Below are 19,282 nucleotides of genomic sequence, written 5' to 3'. Positions count from 1 at the left end.
TTCACCGGTTTTCTGTGAAGGTGAACATGGATTGCAGTGCGAACATCACGCGGTCCAGCAAGAAGCCGATGATACCGATGGTGAAGACAGCAACCATGATTTTAGCGAGTGATTGGGATGAGCCGTTCTGGAATTCATCCCAGACGAATTTCCCAAGACCAGGGTTCTGCGCGAGCATTTCCGCAGCGATCAGAACCATCCAACCCACACCCAATGACAAACGAAGGCCGGTGAAGATCAGCGGCAATGCAGACGGCAATACCAGCTTGGTGATCTTCGAATAAGTGTTCATTTTCAGAACCTTGGATACGCTGACCAAATCCTTGTCGATGGATGACACACCCAAGGCCGTGTTGATCAATGTCGGCCATAGTGAACAAAGGGTCACCGTGATCGCGGACACGAGGAAGGATTTGGAAAACATCCCGTCGTTGGTCGCGTAAACCGCAGAAACCACCATGGTAACAATCGGCAACCATGCCAGCGGGCTAACCGGTTTGAAGATTTGAATGATCGGGTTGATCGCGGCGTTTGCCGTCGCGGAAAGGCCGGCCATAATCCCGAGTGGGATCGCAATTGCTGACCCGATGAGGAACCCGAAGAACACCGTTTTGATGGATGTCCAGATCTGTTGATAATACGTCGGCTTACCTGTGTAGATACGGTCGCGTACGTCTTCTGCGTTTCCTTCTGCAATCAATGCCGCGTTGCGCTCGTCTTGGCGCACGTAGAACGCAGCTTCTTTCTCGCGTTCGCGCACGGCGTCGGCGTTCAGATTAATCGCCTGCTCCCAGACCTGTACGGGTCCTGGGATCGCACCGAGGGACGTTTGCACTGTTGGAGCCAAGGTCGCCCATGCAGCGATAAAGATACCAATCGCCAGAACAGGCACCCCTAAAAGGCGCCAGATTTCAGACATTTGCGCGCGTGGGTTGTCCCCTGCGGCGGCTTTCAGAATTGGCGTTAACCACGCCAAACCCATCACCTGAAACCATGCGTCGGCTTTGTTGATCCGCGTAAAACGGCGCGCTTTGCGGGCCTCTTGTTCGATTGTATCTGGGTCGATGGCGGTCATGTGAGGGCCTGTATTCTGGAGGACGTTAAAAGGAGTTTGCCCGCCCCACGGTGCGTGGGGCGGGAAAGTGTTTTAGTTTTGGATTTCGGAACCGACGACCATTTGCTCGCCCTTCAAGCCGATCGGAAGGCTCTCGAGGTAGGCGTTTGGCGTGCGGCCGTCATAGCCGATGCCGTCGATGACATCTGCTGCTGGTGTTGGCTCTTTGAAACCGTCGCTGTCCCAAGGAAAGTCAGCTTCGTTTGCGATACCGTCGTCGACCAACATGCGTGCTGCATCAAGGTAGATGTCGGAGCGGTAAACAGACTGCGCGGTTTCAATGTACCACTCATCTGTCTGTGGCTCAGCGATTTGGCCCCAGCGACGCATCTGTGTCAGGTACCAGATCGCATCGGACGCAAACGGGTATGTCGCGTTGTAGCGGAAGAACACGTTGAAATCTGGAACGTCACGAACGTCGCCGCTTTCGTATTCAAACGTACCCGTCATTGAGTTCGCGATGACTTCTGCATCTGCGCCGACGTATTCGGAACGCGCCAAGATTTCGACCGCTTCTTCGCGGTTGGCGTTGTCGTTTTCATCCAACCAGATCGCGGCACGGATCAGCGCTTTGGTCAGGGCGATTGTTGTGTTCGGGTTCTCTTCCGCGAACTCAGCTGAGATGCCAAACACCTTCTCTGGGTTGTTGCGCCAGATTTCATAGTCGGTGATAACTGGAACGCCGATGCCTTTGAAAACGGCCTGCTGGTTCCAAGGTTCGCCAACGCAGTAACCAAAGATCGTACCCGCTTCCATTGTGGACGGCATCTGCGGTGGAGGTGTCACGCTAAGGAACACGTCTGCACCGATTTGGCCGCTTACGTCGTCTGGAGAGTAATACCCTGGCTCAAGCCCGCCAGCAGCCAACCAGTAACGCAGTTCGTAGTTATGTGTGGAAACAGGGAAAACCATACCCATGTTGAACGGGATACCTTGGTCTTGGTAATCCTCAACAACCGGCGCGAGGGAGGCCGCGCTGATCGGGTGTTGTGGGCGGCCATCTTCCATCAATGGAACGTGTGGGCGCATTTGCTCCCAGATGTCATTGGAAACGGTGATGCCGTTGCCGTTCAAGTCCATCGAGAAAGGCGTAATGATATGCGCCTCTGTACCGTATCCGATTGTCGCCGCCAGAGGTTGGCCTGCCAGCATGTGTGCGCCGTCCAATTGGCCGTCAATCACGCCGTCCAGCAAAACTTTCCAGTTCGCTTGTGCTTCGAGCGTTACGAAAAGGCCCTCGTCTTCGAAGTAGCCAAGTTCATAAGCGACGGCCAAGGGCGCCATGTCGGTCAGCTTGATGAAGCCAAGTGTGAGTTCATCTTTTTCAAGGTCCAACATCTCTGCCATCACGGGGCTTGCGCAGAAAGCTGTGGAGGCGAGAAGCCATTTAAGAGTGTTCATTTATTAGTTCCCTGTTGAAACGCAAAAAACCGCACGACTGCTACATGCGGGAGGAGGTGCATGCACAATCGAGCGGCTTTGCTCTGAAAACGTTAGCTGGCAACACTGTCAGCTGGTAAAGGCATCGTTGCCTTGCTTCATACTTTTAACCTTTACGTAGGGGGTTGCCATGTAACGGCTTCGCATTTGCGGCATAATTTGCCGCAATGCAGCAAGTGCTTAAAAACTGTGCAGTTATGGCGCATCAAAGTCGAAAACCGCGCCATTGAAAAACCGGTCCGGTCCCAGAATCATTTGACCCATAGTTGAAGTAACGGTTGTCGGGCCTGCCATTGTACCTTCAATCTTTTGGGATGCTGCAGGCAAGTCGACACCAATCGGTAGCAAAGCTTCGCGGTAAATATCGCTGCGAAAACAAGCCTGTGCGATCTGTCGCGCCGCGTCACGGTCAAGGGAATGCCAGCGTGACAGGATATCAGCGATCCAACATGCCTGACTGCGCCATGGGAAATTCGCAGCCCCCTGATGAAAGACCATGAAGCGATCCATCTGTTCCGGCGTCTCTCCCTGCTTGGTTATGAACTGACCACTTAGCGCGGGATCAATTGCATGATCGGGAAGGTCTAAGTGTTGGCTTCGCGCCAAGATTTCCACCGCAAGCGGAATGTTCTCGGGTTGCGCCAACCAACGCGCGGCTTTGTAAATCGAACGGATCATCGCGTGGCATTGCTTGGGGTTTTGGGTTGCCCAACTGCGCTGTACACCCAACACCTTTTCAGGTGAAAACTCCCAGACGCGGGATCCGGGTAGAATAAGCGTCGCGCCGCTTTGCTGAACTGCGACCGAACCCCAAGGCTCACCGACGCAGAACATATCAAGGTCTCCGTCTTGCATGGCGTCTGCCATTTTGGTGGGGGGAACGGTCACGATCTCGATGCGGTCTTCCGAGTACTCGGGCGCTTGTGAAAGCCATGTCTCAAGCAGCATGCGGTGCATTGAAAACGGGAATGGCACCCCGATACGCACCGGTTTACCGCCTGCGGCAAAGATCGCTTGCGATGCGGCGGATGGGTCGTTGAAGGTGTTTGACCAACCGGTTTCTTGCATCCTGCGATCCAGATCAGCGGACACACCGACAATCGTGCCATTGGCCGACAGAACCATCAAAACGTCGATGTCGCGTGCCACGCCACCCAGACCCAGCGACATCGCCACGGGCATAGGTGAAAGCATATGAGCAAAGTCGATTTGACCGAACGCCAGCATGTCGCGCAACGAGGACCACGAAGGCTGTTTAACTAGCGTCAGATCTAGCCCCTCTTGGGCGGCGAACCGTAATTCTTTGGCAATGATCAGCGGTGCACAATCCACAAGCGGAAGATAGCCACAGCGCACTTGGGTCAACTTCATTGCAAAAGCTCCGCAGCTGTGACCAAGGCAGTGGCCACATCGATCACTTTGCGCCCCTGATCCATCGCTGTTTTGCGCAGCAACCCATAAGCCTCGTCTTCCGAAATACCGCGTGCACGGATCAAGAGGCCTTTGGCGCGGTCAATCATCTTGCGATCCGAAAGCGCCTGCTTCGCGGCATCCAGTTCGGATTGCATTTTCTCGACCATGCGAAAGCGTGCAATTGCGGTTTCAAGCACGGGCTTGATGCGATCCTTTTGCAGGCCATTCACGACATAGGCGCTCAGCCCAGCCGAAATCGCAGCTTGTGTCATTATCTCATCGGTTTGATCGACAAACATAGCAACAGGCCGATTGCGCGCGTTGGCCACCTGTCCAAGGTGTTCAAGCGTATCCCGATCCGGGTTTGCAAGGTCGATCAAGATGATGTCGGGGTCGAGGTCCTTTACCGTGCGTTCAAGCGCGGTTGGCGAAGATATGACCGTGACGTTGTTCCAGCCGCCATCCATGAGAGCATCGATGATCTCATGGGCCTTGGTCTTGTCGCGTTCCACGACGAGTATGGTGAGGTCTATTTGCACTTGGTTTGACTACGGTGCTTCGCCCGTCAGTGACCAGACGCGGTCGCACGCTCAACAAGGTCAGCGGCACGGTGCCCGCTTAGTTTGCGGATTTTGGGCGGTGTGCTTAGTAAATAGGCGGCGTGAACATGAGCTGGCCACCCTGCCCTGCATACGAAAAATGCCGGAACCCTTCGGCTCCGGCATCTTAGTTCTTAATCGAACAGATCGCTTATTGGATCAGTTCAGCAGCCCATGCGCCGTCAACGACTGTGGACTTAGAGAAGTTACCAGCAACGTCGCCGTTCTCGTCAAAGTCTTGGTTGCCTGCGCCACCCTCATAGTTGATGTCGCCACCAGCTGCGAGGATCGCTTTAGCTTCAGCCCACTGACCTGGCAGGATGATTTCACCCGGTGCAGAGGAAATCGCGCGCAAGGATGCAGCGATTGCTTCACGGTCGCCAGACCCAGCGTGCTCGATCGCGAGTGCCATCATGAACGTCGCATCGTAAGAGTTCGGAACGAACGGGTCAGATGCCGGAACGTCAGCCGCATCAGCGATTGCCTGCCAAGCAGCGAACGCATCGGTGCTGGAGTCGGACGCCGCAGTCGTGAACGTAGACGTCGTCAGGTTTTCTGCACCCAGCTGTTCGATCAGCTCGTCTGACAACATGCCGTCAGCACCGATGAAGTTCGTGAACGCGCCTGTTTCGAGAGCGTTACGCATCAATGTGATGCCGCCGGAACCGTAGTATGAAAACAGAGCGAGGTTTTCAGAGGATGCACCGATTGTCGCGACTTCAGAACGGTAGGATGCTTTGTTCGGCTCGTGTGCTTCATTCGCAGTCACGGTGCCGCCCATGCCCTCATATGCTTCTACGAATACAGCTGCGATCGCCGCGTTGTAGTCGTCGTTTGCATAAGAAACAGCAAGCTCAGTCATGCCCTGTGCCATCGCGAGTTCAGCCAGTGCAACGCCCTGATACGCATCAGAAGCAGTTGTACGGAATACGAGGTCAGTGCCGTCTTCCATTGCTGTGATCGCTGGTGAGGACGCGGAAACAGAAAGCGTTACAACGCCAGCTGGAATGGAGACTGATTCAGCTTGCGCGATTGTACCACCAGAACAAACTGGGCCAACAATTGCGGATACGCCGTTTACGTTGATCAGCTTTGTTACCGCGTCAACAGCAGCAACTGGGTCACATGCGGAGTCAGCACGCACAACGTTGAACGCTTCGCCGTCAGCGAACATGCCGCCTTGGTCGTTGATGTTCTGTGCCGCAAGATCAACAGCAGCCGCCATTGGTGCAACCAGATCAGGAATTGGGCCAGTCAAACCCATTGGGTTGCCGATGCTGACATCAGCCATTGCAGTTGTTGCCATAAGTGTCGCGGCAGTCGCGAAAGTCATAGTTTTCATTTGGTCTCTCCCATTGAGCCCGCGTCTTGTTTTTCAGCCTTCGGTGATGCGGGTCTCACCTCAGGTAGTATCCCTTCAGGATAGCGTTGCAGGATAACTTGCATCAAGATGCCAATCAGCATCATACGCAAGAACCCTGCCCGTGTCTGCAAGAAGCTTGGGTCAAGCGTCGAGAAGATGTTTGAAATCAGGTCTATGCCGCCTGTGATGACGAGTTCGGACGCCGACCAAATGGTCCAGATCAGGAACGCACCAAGGATGGCACCGCGGTTGTTGCCGGATCCACCAAGGATCAACATCACCCACGTTAGGAACGTGACCTTGGCTGGATCAAAGGTGTTTGTCGGCTCAATCAGGCGCAGGTGTTGCGCGAACAGCGCCCCTGCCAGTCCCATGATGGCGGCACCAATCACGAAGGCCTCAATGCGGCGACGCGTGACGTTTTTGCCGGACGCACGTGCGGCGGGTTCGTTTTCACGGATCGCTGTCATCATGCGGCCCCAAGGCGCGGTGCGTGCGCGTTCGAGCATGCGGTAGATGATATACATGATCAAAAGGATCGTGGCTGCGAACAGTGGCTGCCAGTACCAGTTTGGCAGCTTGTCAAAGAAGGCTTCCCAGTTTTCAGGCGTTCCGAACCAGCTCATCGGCCAGCTGGAATAGAAACGTTCTTCGCTGAAATGTTCCCAAGCACGCGGGATTTTGTTGATACCACGCGGGCCGTTGGTGACCTCGGTTTCGTTCTTCAGGATTAGCTTAATGATCTCGGCAATCCCGATTGTGGCAATCGCCAGATAATCCGCCCTGAGCCTGATACAGATTAGACCGATAAAGGCCGCGACAATGGCCGACATGACCATGCCGACAAACATGCCAATCGGCAGAGGCAGACCAAAGCCGCCCAAATGGAACGTCGATTCAGCCGTTGTCAGCAGCGCATATGTATAGGCACCCACAGCTGCAAAGCCGACGATACCCACGTTAAACAGGCCCGCGAAACCCCACTGGACGTTCAGCCCAAGTGCAAAGATCGCGTATATGCCACCAACTGTCAGGAGCGACAGAAGATAGAGGAAATATCCAACATAAGCTTCCATTAGAACGACCTCCCCTTGAACAGACCTTGTGGGCGTACGATCAGCATGATGACCATGATCGCAAAGGCCACGCCGGTTTTATATCCCGGTGAAAGCAGTGGCGCGTCGCCGATCCACGGATAGGCGCTGAGTTCTTCTGCAAGGCCGATAATCAAACCGCCAGCAACCGCCCCGTAGGGTTTGCCGATACCGCCCAAGATAGCGGCAGCAAACATCGGCAACAGCATTCTAAAGCCCATCGTTGTTTCCAACATCTGGGTATCCATCACAAGGAACACCCCTGCAGCCGTGGCGCAGATACCGCCAACGATCCATGTGGCGTTGATGACTTTATCAACGTTGATCCCTGTCACGTGGGCCAGATCAGGACTGTCAGACACGGCGCGCATGGCCTTGCCGATGCGTGTGCGGTTCAGCAAATACCCGAGTGCGACCACAAGCACGATTGTCCCTGCAAAGATGAACAAGTGCTTGTTTGGCATCAGAATTTGCAGGCCCATGTTTGACGTAATTTCGCTAAGGGTTGCGTTTGGCTTTGCAATGCCGCGCACAAAGGTGATCTGGTTTGGTCCCCAAATCATCTGCACCGCAGAGCGGATGATCAGCATCATACCAAAGGACGCCATTACGACCTTGATCGTGTCTTCCTTACGGAAAGGTTTGTAGAAAAACTTGTCCGTGCCGAGGAACAACAAGATCACAAGGAAAGCTGCAGGCACCATCGCCACCAGCGGATGCAAGGTAAGCCCCGCACCGGCCGCAATCGCCATGACGGTCCATGTCAGATACGCGCCCGACATCATGATTTCGCCGTGCGCAAAGTTGGCAAAGCGCAAAATACCGAATGTCAGCGTGATGCCGATCGCGCCGAGCGCATAGATGCAGCCCAGCACAAGACCGGGGATGAAGTAGTAGTTTACGAATTCCCACATTTCAGTGACCCCCGCCCAAGAACATGCGTGCGATTTCTGGATCAGCGGCAAGCCCTGCCCCAGTCCCCGTGTGGCGGTTCGCACCGTCAACCAGCACATAACCACGATCAGAAACGCCAAGCGCCTGCTTTGCGTTTTGTTCAACAATCAGGATCGGCACGCCGGTTTCCTTGATCTTTTGAATGGTTCCGAAGATCTCACCACGGTATTTTGGCGATAGACCCGCCGTAGGTTCATCCAGCAGCAAAATCTTGGCATCCACCATCAGCGCCTTGGCCATCGCTACCATCTGGCGTTGCCCACCAGACAGCGATCCCGCCGCCTGATTGCGCTTTTCCGCGAGGTCAGGAAACAGCACGTACATTTCTTCAAGACGCTCTTCGACACCCTTTGGCCGCGTCCACGCGCCCATCTCAAGGTTTTCTTTAACGGAAAGGTTCACAAACACGTTGTTGGTTTGCGGCACGTAAGAAATGCCCTTCTCGATGACCTTTTGCGCTGGTGTGTCGGTGATGTTTTCACCGTTCAGCTCAACCGAGCCCTCGGTGATGTTCAACAGTCCAAGGACCGATTTCATCGCTGTCGATTTACCAGCACCATTAGGGCCGATGATCGCAACGATCTCGTTTGGGTTCACGAACATGGACAGGTCATGGAGGATTTCGGTTTGGCCGTAGCCAGCTTTTAGATTGTTTAGCGATAGTACAGGCTGGGTCATACGACTTCTCCGCCGAAATAGGCGTCAATAACGCGTTCGTCGTTGCGCACTTCGTCCATCGTGCCTTCCATCAAGACTTGGCCCTCTGCCAGCACGACGACCTTGCCGCACAGTCGTGCGATCATGTCCATGTCGTGTTCGATAATGCAGAACGTGTAGCCGCGTTCTTCGTTCAATTGTTCAATCATTTCAGCGACTTTGCGCATCAATGTCGGGTTCACCCCTGCCCCTGGCTCATCCAGCAGAACGACTTTGGAGTCGTTCATCATGGTGCGGCCGATTTCGAGCAGCTTTTTCTGACCACCTGACAAATTGCCCGCCAGTTCTTCACCGACATGGGTCAGCCCGAGGAATTCCAGCGTGTCGCGGGCGAGTTCAATCACCTCGGCCTCGCGCTTCTTAACACGGCCGTTGGTAAACCAGCTGGACCAGATGCTTTCGCCTGTCTGATCAGGTGCTGCGACCATCAGGTTTTCAAGCGACGTCATACGCGCATATTCGTGCGAGAGCTGAAACGTGCGCATCAGGCCTTTGTGGTACAGCACATCTGTGCGCTGGCCAGTGATGTCTTCGCCATTCAGCGTGATCTTACCTGATGATGGCGGCAATTCACCGGCAATCATGTTGAAGGTTGTGGTTTTGCCAGCACCATTCGGGCCGATCAGCCCGACGATTGCGCCTTTGTCGACGTGGAAATCCACACCACGCACGGCATGTAAACCACCGAAATTTTTTGCCAACCCAGCTACGCTGAGGACAACCTCACTTGCAGACATCCGCACCCTCTCCCAAAAGTCGCGTGTGCTTTGAGGTTTCGGGTAGGTGCGCGTGCGCACACCATGCTTATCCATCAAAGCGGCTGTGAAATTGCTAACGCGCTGTTTTTGGGTTGTCCACGGCGAACTGAAGTCATTTCGACTGCGTTTCGCCGCGTCACAATGCGAAACGGCGCCCCAAAGGGGGCGCCGCTAACTTTTTGGTTCGTTATTTAGTGTAGATCGAAGCGATCAAGCTCCATCACCTTGACCCATGCTGCCACGAAGTCGTTGACGAACTTGTCGCCCGCATCCGCGCTTGCATAAACTTCAGCCAATGAACGCAGGATTGAGTTGGACCCAAACACAAGGTCAACAGTCGTTGCGGTCCACTTCACATCACCACCGTTACGTGCGCGGCCTTCCATGATGTCGCCGTTTTCAGTCCAGACAGTGCCCATATCGAGCAGGTTGGTAAAGAATGACTGATCCAGCGTACCAACGTTGTCCGTTAGAACACCGTGCTTTGATCCACCTGTGTTGGCACCGATCACACGAAGACCACCAACCAGAACGGTCATCTCAGGCGCTGTGAGTGTGAGCAATTGCGCACGATCAACCAAATGTTCTGCAGAAGAACGTGTTGCACCGTCTTTGATATAGTTGCGGAAACCGTCTGCCTTTGGTTCTAGCCATGCATAGCTTTCCACGTCTGTATCGTCTTGGCTGGCATCTGTACGGCCTGCGTTGAACGGAACGGTGATGGTTTTCCCAGCAGCCTTCGCCGCCATCTCAACACCCACAGAACCTGCAAGAACAATCGTATCAGCCAAGGACACCGGCTTGCCGAACGCTGCGCGCACCTCGTCCAGTTTCGCAAGGACAGAAGCCAACGCTTTCGGGTCGTTTACTTCCCAGTCTTTGGCAGGGTTCAAACGTACGCGCGCACCGTTAGCACCGCCACGTTTGTCAGAGCCGCGGAAAGACGCTGCAGATGCCCAAGCCGTGGTCACCATTTCAGCAGAGGTCAGCCCAGACGCCGCAATCGCTTCTTTCAACCCATCAACATCAGCGCCAGAAATCAGCGCATGATCAACCGCAGGCACAGGGTCCTGCCAGCTTTCAGCCGTTGCTGGAACGTATTTGCCAAGACCGAGTTCATAAGGACCCATGTCGCGGTGTGTCAGCTTGTACCACGCCTTGGCGAAGGCCTTGGCGAACTCTTCAGGGTTTTCCATGTAGCGACGGGAGATCTTTTCGTAGGCAGGATCCATGCGCAACGCCATATCGGCCGTTGTCATCATGATGTGCGTCTTGCCTTTGCCGTCAGCTGTTGGCGCTTGGTCGCTGTCTTTCAGGTCTTTTGGCTGCCATTGCTGGGCACCAGCCGGAGACTTCGTCAGTTCCCATTCGTACCCGAACAGAACACCAAAGAATGACATGTCCCATGTGGTTGGCGTTGGCGTCCATGCCCCTTCAAGACCGGACGTAACCGTGTCGACCCCGTTGCCGGTTCCGAAGGATGTTGACCAGCCAAGACCCATTTCCGTCAGGGTCGCTGCTTCAGGTTCTGCACCGACATACTTTTCGGGGTCTGCAGCACCGTGGGTTTTACCGAACGTGTGTCCACCGGCGACCAGCGCTACGGTTTCTTCGTCGTTCATCGCCATTTTGCTGAATGTTTCGCGGATGTCGTTGGCGGACAGCAATGGATCAGGGTTGCCCATCGGGCCTTCTGGATTCACGTAAATGAGGCCCATCTGCACAGCACCCAGCTGACCGATCAGTTCACGGTTGTCTTGCTTGTAACGCTCGGAATCGTCGCCCAGCCATTCGGTTTCAGGACCCCAGTAAATATCTTCTTCAGGCTCCCAAATATCGGCACGGCCACCAGCAAAGCCGTGGGTTTCAAAGCCCATGCTTTCCAGCGCAACGTTGCCTGCAAGGATCATCAAGTCAGCCCAGCTAAGTGCCGCACCGTACTTTGCTTTGACGGGCCACAAAAGGCGACGCGCTTTGTCGAGGTTGCCGTTATCAGGCCAGGAGTTCAGCGGCGCAAAACGTTGTGAGCCGGAACCCGCACCACCGCGACCATCGCCCACGCGGTACGTACCAGCAGAGTGCCACGCCATACGGATCATGAATGGGCCATAGTGGCCGTAATCCGCGGGCCACCAGTCTTGGCTGTCTGTCATCAGCGCTGTGAGGTCCGCAATAACTGCATCCAGATCAAGCGTCTTGAACGCCTCAGCGTAATCAAACGCGCCGCCCATTGGATTGCTTTGGACGTCATTCTGGTGGAGCGGTTTCAAGTTCAGGGCATTTGGCCACCAACCAGCGTTGGCGACAGAACCTGTCTCTTGCGACGTACCGTGATCGAATGGGCATTTGCCGCCTGTGTCTTTGGGTGAACCGTCCATTGGGGAATCTCCTGTTTGCTGAATTTAGAACAACTCTAACCAGCCAATTTGATTAGTTTAAGTGGTATTTTCTGATTGGATTGATAAGTTGACCTTATGATGAACTTAACATTAAAACAGCTTCGTTATTTTGAAGCATTGATCCAACACAAACACTTCGGACATGCGGCGGATGCCAGTGGAATTTCACAACCTGCCTTGTCCATGCAAATCAAGGAGTTGGAAGAAAGCCTTGGTGTGCCCCTGTTCGAACGCGCTGCCCGTCAAGTCCGCCTAACGCGCTTTGGCGAAGACCTCGCCCCACGGGTGCGCGATATTTTGCGCAGCGTTGGCGAGGTTGAGGACATGGCACGCCTTGCACAGCATACGATGTCGGGACGCTTGCGCATCGGTGTGATCCCCACGATTGCGCCCTACCTATTGCCTGCGTTCATTGGTCATTTGAAACAAGAACACCCGACACTTGATGTTCACATCCGTGAAACCCTGACACCACGCCTGATCGCGGAACTTTCTGAGGGAAAGATCGACACCGCCATCGTAGCCCTGCCTGTATCTGAGCCTGCGTTTGAAGAAGTCACGATATTTGAAGAAGATTTTGTATTGGTGCGCGCCGAAAGCGATGCATCGCGCCCTGTACCAAGTGCGGCGGACCTTCAACTTATGCAACTTCTGCTTCTTGAGGAAGGCCACTGCTTTCGCGACCAAGCGCTGTCGTTCTGCAATATCCGCTCTTCCCTGCCACGCGAAGGGTTGGATGGATCATCCCTTACAACACTGGTGCAATTGGTGGCCGCAGGGCTGGGTATCACGTTGATCCCGCAAATGGCGGTGTCTGTTGAAACACGTTCGGCCGCCGTTTCTGTGGCGCGGTTTCCCGCGCCACAGCCCAAACGTAAAATCGGGATGATTTGGCGAAAGACTTCGCCATTGTCCGAGCAGTTTCAACAGATTGCCAAGATCGTAGAAGTCGCTGCCAGCGGCTTGCGCTAGCCGACTTGATACAACCCGTCAGCTTTGATCAGGTCCAACGTCTCATCCAGCGATTTGATCGCGCGTTCAATAAGCGTATCAATTTCGGCTTTGGTGATAACCAGCGGCGGCGAAATCACCATGCGGTCCCCGACGTGACGCATAATTAGGCCGTTGGCAAAGCAACGCGTGCGACAGGCCAGTCCAACAGTGCCAGCATCGGCAGCAAACTTGGCACGGCTTTCTTTATGCGGCGTCAGCGCGATAGACCCCATCATCCCGACGATCTTCGCCTCGCCCACAAGTGGGTGCGCAGTCAGGGATTCCCATTTCGCTTTCAGATAAGGGCCCGTGTCTTGCGCTACGTTTTCGACAATCTTCTCTTCCTGCATGATGCTTAGGTTTTCCAAGGCAACCGCACAGGCAACTGGATGCCCAGAGTAGGTGTATCCGTGGTTGAAGTCCCCTGCATTTGCGATGGTGTCCGCCACTTCATCACAGACCAAGGACCCACCAATCGGCGCGTAACCAGACGACAACCCCTTGGCTATGGCCATGATATGTGGGCGGATGCCGTAGTAGTCGGTGCCAAACCAATGGCCTGTGCGTCCAAAACCGCAAATGACCTCATCCGCGATCAACAGGATGCCGTGCTCATCACAGATGCGCTGAATTTCTGGCCAATAGGTTGAGGGAGGAACAATCACGCCCCCTGCCCCTTGGACTGGTTCCGCGATGAAGGCCGCGACGCGGTCCGCGCCAAGCTCATGGATCGCGGCCTCAAGCTGGCGGGCGCGTTCCAGACCGAAGTCTTCTGGCGTCTTGTCACCCCCTTCGGACCACCAATCAGGTTGGTCGATGTGGTGAATGCCCGGAATGACCGGCACACCTTGGTTTTGCATGCCCGACATACCGCCTAGCGAACCACCACCTAAGGTGGACCCGTGGTAGGCGTTCTTACGGCTGATGATGATGTTCTTGTTGGGTTGGCCTTTGATCGCCCAATAATGGCGCACAAGGCGGATGTTTGTATCATTGGCCTCAGACCCAGATCCTGCATAAAACACGTGGTTCAAATCGTTCGGCGCGAGTTCCGCCAGCTTAGCAGACAGCGCAATCACGGGCACGTGGCTCGTCTGGAAGAACGTGTTGTAATACGGCAGTTCCTTCATTTGGCGCGCGGCGGCATCCGCCAACTCATGGCGTCCGTAACCAATATTAACGCACCAAAGCCCTGCCATTGCGTCCAGAATTTGCACACCTTCGCTGTCGGTCAGTGTTACGCCATTTGCGCTTTTAATAATGCGCGCACCGGTTTGGGCCAGTTCAGCACCGGCCGTAAACGGATGCATGTGGTGTGCCGCATCCAGCGCCTGCAAATCCGCCGTCGGCATGTGGTTTGAAATCACGTTCATGAAGCTGTCCTATCGATTGGGAGTTGCGCGTGTTTCGCGCCTTTCCGTCACATTATTCGGAACCTTGGCCAAGTCAATTGGTCGAGAAATTCAATTCCCCCATTCCAGAACGCCATATATTGCCAATCCCTTAGCTGCTCATCATACTGACGCATACAGACGGGCAAGCCCGCCGAAAATACGACAGGGAAATCACATGAAAAACGTAAATCTACTTTCCGGCATCGCCGCCCTTGCGCTCGTTGCGGGCACGGCTACGGCTGAAGAAGTTCGGGTCTATAACTGGTCCGATTATATCGACGAAGACTTGCTGACACAGTTCGAAGAAGAAACCGGCATCGATCTGATCTATGACGTTTTCGATTCCAACGAAGTTCTTGAAACAAAGATGCTTTCTGGTGGCTCGGGCTATGACGTTGTCGTGCCGTCCGCAACTTTCCTGCAGCGTCAGATCTCAGCGGGTGCCTTCCAGCCACTTGATGTTGCCGCGCTGTCTAACCACGGCAATCTTTGGGGCGCAATTCAGGACCGCACCGCGCAGTACGACCCAGATGGCGCCTATTCCGTGAACTACATGTGGGGCACCACTGGGATCGGCTTTAACATCGGCAAAGTAACCGAAATCTTGGGCGAAGATGCCCCGTTTGACAGCTGGGACCTCGTGTTTGACCCGGCAAACATGGAAAAACTGGCCGAATGTGGTGTGTATTTCCTCGATGCTCCGTCCGAGATGATTCCGGCGGCGCTGAACTACATCGGCGAAGACCCCGACAGCCACGATCCAGAGGTAATCGCTAAGGCCGAAGACGTGTTCGCAGCGGTTCGTCCCTACATTCAAAAGTTCCACAGCTCGGAATACATCACGGCGCTGGCTAACGGTGACATTTGTGTAGCTGTCGGCTGGTCAGGCGACGTCTTCCTTGCGCAACTTCGCGCTGTTGAGGCCGAAAACGGCCAAGAGATCGACTATGCAATCCCGAACGAGGGCGCGCAAATGTGGTTTGACCAAATGGCTATTCCAGCCGATGCGCCGAACCCTGAGGGCGCACATGCATTCATCAACTTCATCCTTGATGCAGAGAACGCGGCGGCTGCGACCAACTATGTTTGGTATGCAAGCGGCAATGAAGCTGCACAGGAGTTCATTGATCCAGAGATCCTCGACTATCCAGCGGTCTACCCAGACGCTGCAACGCTTGAGAACCTCTACACAACACGGCCCTATGATGCGCGTGTTCAGCGTGTCGTGACACGTCTTTGGACCACTGTTAAGTCCGGTCAATAAGCTATTGATCCCTCGCGCTTTTTTGCGCGAGGGAATTCCGATTTTGAGGATGAATAATGGCGCAACCTGATCCAAAACCAGTCTTCGCTCCTTGGGAAGATGCGAGTGAGAAGCCTCTCATCCAATTCAAGAATGTCACCAAACGGTTTGGCGATTTCACAGCTATCGACAACCTCTCACTTGATATCTACCCACAAGAATTCTTTGCGCTGCTCGGCCCTTCGGGATGCGGAAAAACCACGTTGATGCGCATGCTCGGCGGATTTGAAACACCTACTGAAGGTACGATACTGCTCGACGGTGTCGACATCGGCCCCGTTCCCCCGAACGAGCGCCCTGTGAACATGATGTTTCAATCATACGCGCTGTTTCCGCACCTATCCGTGTGGGACAACATCGCGTTTGGGCTAAAGCGGTCAAACATGCCCAAAGACCAGATTGGCGACCGCGTTGAAAAGATGCTGAAGCTGACACAGCTGAGCAAATTCGCCAAACGCAAACCGCACCAGATATCCGGTGGTCAACGCCAACGCGTGGCTCTTGCCCGTGCGCTCGCTAAAGCGCCAAAACTATTGCTGTTGGATGAACCCCTCGGCGCGCTGGACAAAAAGCTACGAAACGAAACCCAGTTTGAGTTGATGGACATTCAAGAAACCACTGGCACCACTTTTGTGATCGTCACACACGACCAAGAAGAAGCCATGACTGTTGCATCACGGGTCGCTGTGATGACCGAAGGCAAACTGGCGCAGGTCTCGACGCCGGATCAGATTTACGAAGCTCCCAATTCCACCTATGTCGCGGATTTCATCGGGGACGTGAACATTATCGAAGGCACATCGGCGGTCGCGCAAGGTGGCATGGATGTGCATTGGGGCGATCAACAGCCCGCCATTCACATCACCACGCAAACGCCCCTGCCCGCTGGGTCAAACTGTCACTTTGCGATCCGCCCCGAAAAGGTGTCGATCTCGGCAACCAAGCCGAAGGCTGCGAATGTGGTTAAAGGCACAATCCTCGACATTGCGTACCTCGGCAATATTTCGACCTATCACGTTGAGATCGCCGCCGGGGTGATCTTCAAGGCCCAGACCACCAATTCGCAGCGCCTGTCTCGGCGCTCGTTCACGTGGGAGGATGAGGTCTACCTCAGCTGGACAGACACCGCTGGTGTCGTGCTTACAGAATGAAGTTTCGCCGCCTCCTTTTGATCTCAATCCCGTACACGTGGTTGCTGATTTTCTTCCTTGTGCCGTTTGGCATCGTGTTAAAAATCTCCGTTTCAGACCCTGCCGTGGCGATCCCACCCTATACACCGACTTTGAAGGACGGCTTCTGGCAAATGCTGTCAGGATTGGACCTCGAGAACTATGCATTCATCGGCGCAGGAGCCGTCTTCGCGCTGTTCGTTGGAATCGTGCTTTCCATCGCCATGTTCCAAATTGTCTATCCTTGGGTGCTTCGCGCCCTAATCCCAGAGGACAAACATGGCATATTTTATAGTGCTGTGGCCGCTTTGGCGACTTTGGCTGTGGCTCTGGTCAATGTCGCATTGATCGCCGCGCTTCTCAGTTTTCTGTTCCCTGTCCTCAAAGCTTTCGTTGATATCCCCGATTTTCTATACTTCGCGGCCTATCTTTCGTCCCTGAAAATTGCGATCATTTCGACGTTCCTGACGCTTCTTATTGGCTACCCGATTGCATACGCTATGGCGCGCGCAGCCGAGCATTGGCGACCCACGTTATTGATGCTGGTGATCCTACCGTTCTGGACCAGTTTTCTAATTCGCGTCTATGCATGGATCGGCATTCTCAGCACCGAAGGATACCTCAACCAATTCCTGCTTGGGGTGGGTATCATCGGCGAGCCCTTGGCGATTTTGAACACGCCCGTCGCCGTCTACATCGGCATCGTTTACACCTACTTGCCCTTCATGGTGCTGCCAATTTATGCGGCCCTTGAAAAGATGGACGACAGTCTTGTGGAAGCAGCAGAGGACCTCGGGTGTTCGGCGTTATCCGCCTTTTGGCTGGTCACGGCCCCCCTGTCCAAACCTGGTGTCATCGCGGGCTGCTTCCTTGTGTTCATCCCAACACTCGGTGAATTCGTGATCCCGTCCCTGCTGGGCGGGTCAAACACGGTAATGATCGGTAAGGTCCTGTGGGAAGAGTTTTTTAACAACCGCGACTGGCCTGTGGCCTCGGCCGTTGCTGTGATCTTACTGTTGATCCTGATCATTCCCATCGTGTTGTTCCAGCGCAACCAAGAGGAGGCGGAACAATGAGACGGTTTTCTTGGTTCAACGCCACATCCCTGACATTCGGGTTTGCGTTCCTTTACCTGCCGATGCTGATGTTGATCATCTACAGCTTTAACGAGTCTCGTTTGGTCACGGTTTGGGCCGGCTTTTCCACCAAATGGTACGGAGAGCTGATGCAAAACGAGGCATTTCTTGATGCCGCGTGGGTTACGATCAAAGTGGCGTTCTGGTCGTCTTCCTTGGCCACAATCCTTGGCACTATGGCGGCCTACATCATGGTTCGCGCAGGGCGTTTTCGCGGGCGCGGATTGTTCAGCGGCATGATCTACGCCCCGCTCGTGATGCCCGAAGTCATCACTGGTCTATCTTTGCTGTTGTTTTTCATCGCTGTTGACGTGAACCGCGGAATCTTGACGATCGTGCTGGCCCACACGACGTTTGCAATGTGCTATGTCTCGGTCGTTGTCACATCGCGTCTGGTGAGCTTTGACAATGCCTTAGAGGAAGCAGCGCTCGATCTTGGGTGTACGCCGTTCGATGCGTTCCGCTCTGTTACGCTGCCGATCATCTTCCCTGCGGTGATTTCAGGCTGGCTGCTGGCGTTTACGCTGTCGTTGGATGATCTGGTGATTGCAACATTCACCTCTGGCCCGTCATCAACCACATTACCGATCAAGATTTTCAGCGCCGTGCGCCTTGGCGTGACGCCAGAGATAAACGCGCTATCGACGATTATGATCTTGCTGGTAACGGTTGGAGTGATATCCGCCTCGCTTGTGTCGCGCAGTATGGCGATCAAGGCGAAAGCGGATGAACGGAAAGCTGAACAGTAAGTGTTAGCCTAGCGCATAGCCTGCGCCGCGCACGGTGCGTACAGGGTCCGCTCCACCATTGCTCGTTAGGATTTTGCGAAGTCGTCCGATGTGAACATCAACAGTGCGCGTATCAACGTAGATGTCACGCCCCCAAACACGATCCAACAGCAAGTCGCGGCTCCAGACACGGCCTGGGTTTTCCATAAATGTCGCCAGTAGACGAAATTCAGTCGGGCCGAGTTTGAGTTCAGCCTCGCTCCGCATAACGCGGTGGGTTTCACTGTCTAGCGTGATGTCCTCAAACTCTAGAACCTGACCTACAGTGCTGGGGCGAACGCGGCGTAACTGGGTGCGCACGCGTGCCATGAGCTCGGCGACAGTGTAAGGTTTGACCACATAATCATCTGCGCCAGTTTCAAGGCCGCGTACCTTGTCGACTTCTTCGGATCGTGCAGACAGCATGATGATCGGAATGTTGCGCGTATCACTTCGAGACTTGAGCTGCCGGCAGATTTCGATGCCCGATATATGGGGCAGCATCCAATCCAACACGATCATATCAGGCGCGTCTTCTTCAACCGCCAAAAGCCCTTGCTCACCATCGGCCGCAGTGCTGACGCGGTAACCCTCAGCACTTAGGTTATAGCTAAGAACTTCGCGCTGTGCAGGTTCGTCTTCGACAATGAGGACATGAGGCTGCGACAT

At 54.5% G+C, this 19,282-nt stretch carries 17 protein-coding genes; 5 read left to right on the top strand and 12 right to left on the bottom strand.

Going from position 1 to position 19,282, the window contains the following annotated elements; translation table 11 throughout:
- Position 1: 1 nt before the first annotated feature.
- The 10 genes from OSB_RS07230 to katG all read right to left on the bottom strand — a co-directional run bounded on the left by OSB_RS07230 (position 2) and on the right by katG (position 11,830).
- The gene (locus tag OSB_RS07230; protein WP_049834356.1) at positions 2-1,075 is read right to left on the bottom strand and encodes an ABC transporter permease; all 1,074 of its coding nucleotides are present in this window, start codon (positions 1,073-1,075) and stop codon (positions 2-4) included.
- A gap of 72 nt (positions 1,076-1,147) precedes the next feature.
- Entirely contained in the window at positions 1,148-2,515 is a 1,368-nt protein-coding gene (locus tag OSB_RS07225; protein WP_049834355.1) for a CmpA/NrtA family ABC transporter substrate-binding protein, read from the bottom strand.
- A 234-nt stretch (positions 2,516-2,749) separates the two neighbouring features.
- Complete coding sequence (locus tag OSB_RS07220; RefSeq protein ID WP_049834354.1) at positions 2,750-3,925, bottom strand: CmpA/NrtA family ABC transporter substrate-binding protein; 1,176 nt, start codon at positions 3,923-3,925, stop codon at positions 2,750-2,752.
- Complete coding sequence (locus OSB_RS07215; protein WP_049834353.1) at positions 3,922-4,506, bottom strand: ANTAR domain-containing response regulator; 585 nt, start codon at positions 4,504-4,506, stop codon at positions 3,922-3,924. Before OSB_RS07215 ends, OSB_RS07220 begins: the two co-directional genes overlap by 4 nt.
- Before the next feature lie 211 nt (positions 4,507-4,717).
- A complete protein-coding gene (locus tag OSB_RS07210) occupies positions 4,718-5,908 on the bottom strand; it encodes an ABC transporter substrate-binding protein (protein ID WP_049834352.1) in 1,191 nt (396 codons plus the stop codon).
- On the bottom strand, positions 5,905-7,005 hold the full coding sequence (locus OSB_RS07205; RefSeq protein WP_049834351.1) for a branched-chain amino acid ABC transporter permease: 1,101 nt from the start codon (positions 7,003-7,005) through the stop codon (positions 5,905-5,907). Before OSB_RS07205 ends, OSB_RS07210 begins: the two co-directional genes overlap by 4 nt.
- The gene (locus tag OSB_RS07200; protein WP_049834350.1) at positions 7,005-7,937 is read right to left on the bottom strand and encodes a branched-chain amino acid ABC transporter permease; all 933 of its coding nucleotides are present in this window, start codon (positions 7,935-7,937) and stop codon (positions 7,005-7,007) included. Before OSB_RS07200 ends, OSB_RS07205 begins: the two co-directional genes overlap by 1 nt.
- Position 7,938: 1 nt before the next feature.
- The gene (locus tag OSB_RS07195; RefSeq protein WP_049834349.1) at positions 7,939-8,655 is read right to left on the bottom strand and encodes an ABC transporter ATP-binding protein; all 717 of its coding nucleotides are present in this window, start codon (positions 8,653-8,655) and stop codon (positions 7,939-7,941) included.
- Complete coding sequence (locus OSB_RS07190; RefSeq protein ID WP_049834348.1) at positions 8,652-9,431, bottom strand: ABC transporter ATP-binding protein; 780 nt, start codon at positions 9,429-9,431, stop codon at positions 8,652-8,654. The genes OSB_RS07195 and OSB_RS07190 overlap by 4 nt, the downstream gene beginning before the upstream one ends.
- 212 nt (positions 9,432-9,643) lie before the next feature.
- Positions 9,644-11,830 (bottom strand): catalase/peroxidase HPI, encoded by a 2,187-nt coding sequence (katG, locus tag OSB_RS07185; protein ID WP_049834347.1) that lies wholly within the window; start codon positions 11,828-11,830, stop codon positions 9,644-9,646.
- A gap of 96 nt (positions 11,831-11,926) precedes the next feature.
- Between katG and OSB_RS07180 the strand changes: the two genes are divergently transcribed.
- Positions 11,927-12,823: a hydrogen peroxide-inducible genes activator gene (locus tag OSB_RS07180; protein WP_049834346.1), complete on the top strand. Its 897-nt coding sequence runs from the start codon at positions 11,927-11,929 to the stop codon at positions 12,821-12,823.
- On the opposite strand, the gene OSB_RS07175 is transcribed toward OSB_RS07180, so the two are convergent.
- Positions 12,820-14,217: an aspartate aminotransferase family protein gene (locus OSB_RS07175; protein ID WP_049834345.1), complete on the bottom strand. Its 1,398-nt coding sequence runs from the start codon at positions 14,215-14,217 to the stop codon at positions 12,820-12,822. The two genes, OSB_RS07180 and OSB_RS07175, sit on opposite strands and share 4 nt — an antisense overlap.
- Before the next feature lie 196 nt (positions 14,218-14,413).
- On the opposite strand from OSB_RS07175, the gene OSB_RS07170 reads away from it, so the two are divergent.
- From OSB_RS07170 to OSB_RS07155, 4 genes are read left to right on the top strand one after another with little or no spacing between them, the layout of a single operon-like run.
- The gene (locus OSB_RS07170) at positions 14,414-15,502 is read left to right on the top strand and encodes a polyamine ABC transporter substrate-binding protein (RefSeq protein ID WP_049834344.1); all 1,089 of its coding nucleotides are present in this window, start codon (positions 14,414-14,416) and stop codon (positions 15,500-15,502) included.
- A gap of 56 nt (positions 15,503-15,558) precedes the next feature.
- Entirely contained in the window at positions 15,559-16,692 is a 1,134-nt protein-coding gene (locus tag OSB_RS07165) for an ABC transporter ATP-binding protein (protein WP_049834343.1), read from the top strand.
- Entirely contained in the window at positions 16,689-17,786 is a 1,098-nt protein-coding gene (locus tag OSB_RS07160) for an ABC transporter permease subunit (RefSeq protein ID WP_234967359.1), read from the top strand. Before OSB_RS07165 ends, OSB_RS07160 begins: the two co-directional genes overlap by 4 nt.
- On the top strand, positions 17,783-18,595 hold the full coding sequence (locus OSB_RS07155) for an ABC transporter permease (protein ID WP_049834342.1): 813 nt from the start codon (positions 17,783-17,785) through the stop codon (positions 18,593-18,595). Before OSB_RS07160 ends, OSB_RS07155 begins: the two co-directional genes overlap by 4 nt.
- A gap of 3 nt (positions 18,596-18,598) precedes the next feature.
- Here the strand turns inward: OSB_RS07155 and phoB are convergent, their stop codons facing one another.
- A complete protein-coding gene (gene phoB, locus OSB_RS07150; protein WP_049834341.1) occupies positions 18,599-19,282 on the bottom strand; it encodes a phosphate regulon transcriptional regulator PhoB in 684 nt (227 codons plus the stop codon).

This window comes from Octadecabacter temperatus (assembly GCF_001187845.1).
Classification (GTDB): domain Bacteria; phylum Pseudomonadota; class Alphaproteobacteria; order Rhodobacterales; family Rhodobacteraceae; genus Octadecabacter; species Octadecabacter temperatus.
This window is presented reverse-complemented; position numbering and strand designations above follow the sequence as displayed.

Excerpts from the sequence above, each read along its gene's own strand:
- OSB_RS07230 (WP_049834356.1), bottom strand. The coding sequence starts at position 1,075 with ATGACCGCCATCGACCCAGATACAATCGAACAAGAGGCCCGCAAAGCG.
- OSB_RS07225 (WP_049834355.1), bottom strand. The coding sequence starts at position 2,515 with ATGAACACTCTTAAATGGCTTCTCGCCTCCACAGCTTTCTGCGCAAGC.
- OSB_RS07220 (WP_049834354.1), bottom strand. The coding sequence starts at position 3,925 with ATGAAGTTGACCCAAGTGCGCTGTGGCTATCTTCCGCTTGTGGATTGT.
- OSB_RS07210 (WP_049834352.1), bottom strand. The coding sequence starts at position 5,908 with ATGAAAACTATGACTTTCGCGACTGCCGCGACACTTATGGCAACAACT.
- OSB_RS07205 (WP_049834351.1), bottom strand. The coding sequence starts at position 7,005 with ATGGAAGCTTATGTTGGATATTTCCTCTATCTTCTGTCGCTCCTGACA.
- OSB_RS07200 (WP_049834350.1), bottom strand. The coding sequence starts at position 7,937 with ATGTGGGAATTCGTAAACTACTACTTCATCCCCGGTCTTGTGCTGGGC.
- OSB_RS07195 (WP_049834349.1), bottom strand. The coding sequence starts at position 8,655 with ATGACCCAGCCTGTACTATCGCTAAACAATCTAAAAGCTGGCTACGGC.
- OSB_RS07190 (WP_049834348.1), bottom strand. The coding sequence starts at position 9,431 with ATGTCTGCAAGTGAGGTTGTCCTCAGCGTAGCTGGGTTGGCAAAAAAT.
- katG (WP_049834347.1), bottom strand. The coding sequence starts at position 11,830 with ATGGACGGTTCACCCAAAGACACAGGCGGCAAATGCCCATTCGATCAC.
- OSB_RS07180 (WP_049834346.1), top strand. The coding sequence starts at position 11,927 with ATGATGAACTTAACATTAAAACAGCTTCGTTATTTTGAAGCATTGATC.
- OSB_RS07175 (WP_049834345.1), bottom strand. The coding sequence starts at position 14,217 with ATGAACGTGATTTCAAACCACATGCCGACGGCGGATTTGCAGGCGCTG.
- OSB_RS07170 (WP_049834344.1), top strand. The coding sequence starts at position 14,414 with ATGAAAAACGTAAATCTACTTTCCGGCATCGCCGCCCTTGCGCTCGTT.
- OSB_RS07165 (WP_049834343.1), top strand. The coding sequence starts at position 15,559 with ATGGCGCAACCTGATCCAAAACCAGTCTTCGCTCCTTGGGAAGATGCG.
- OSB_RS07160 (WP_234967359.1), top strand. The coding sequence starts at position 16,689 with ATGAAGTTTCGCCGCCTCCTTTTGATCTCAATCCCGTACACGTGGTTG.
- OSB_RS07155 (WP_049834342.1), top strand. The coding sequence starts at position 17,783 with ATGAGACGGTTTTCTTGGTTCAACGCCACATCCCTGACATTCGGGTTT.
- phoB (WP_049834341.1), bottom strand. The coding sequence starts at position 19,282 with ATGTCGCAGCCTCATGTCCTCATTGTCGAAGACGAACCTGCACAGCGC.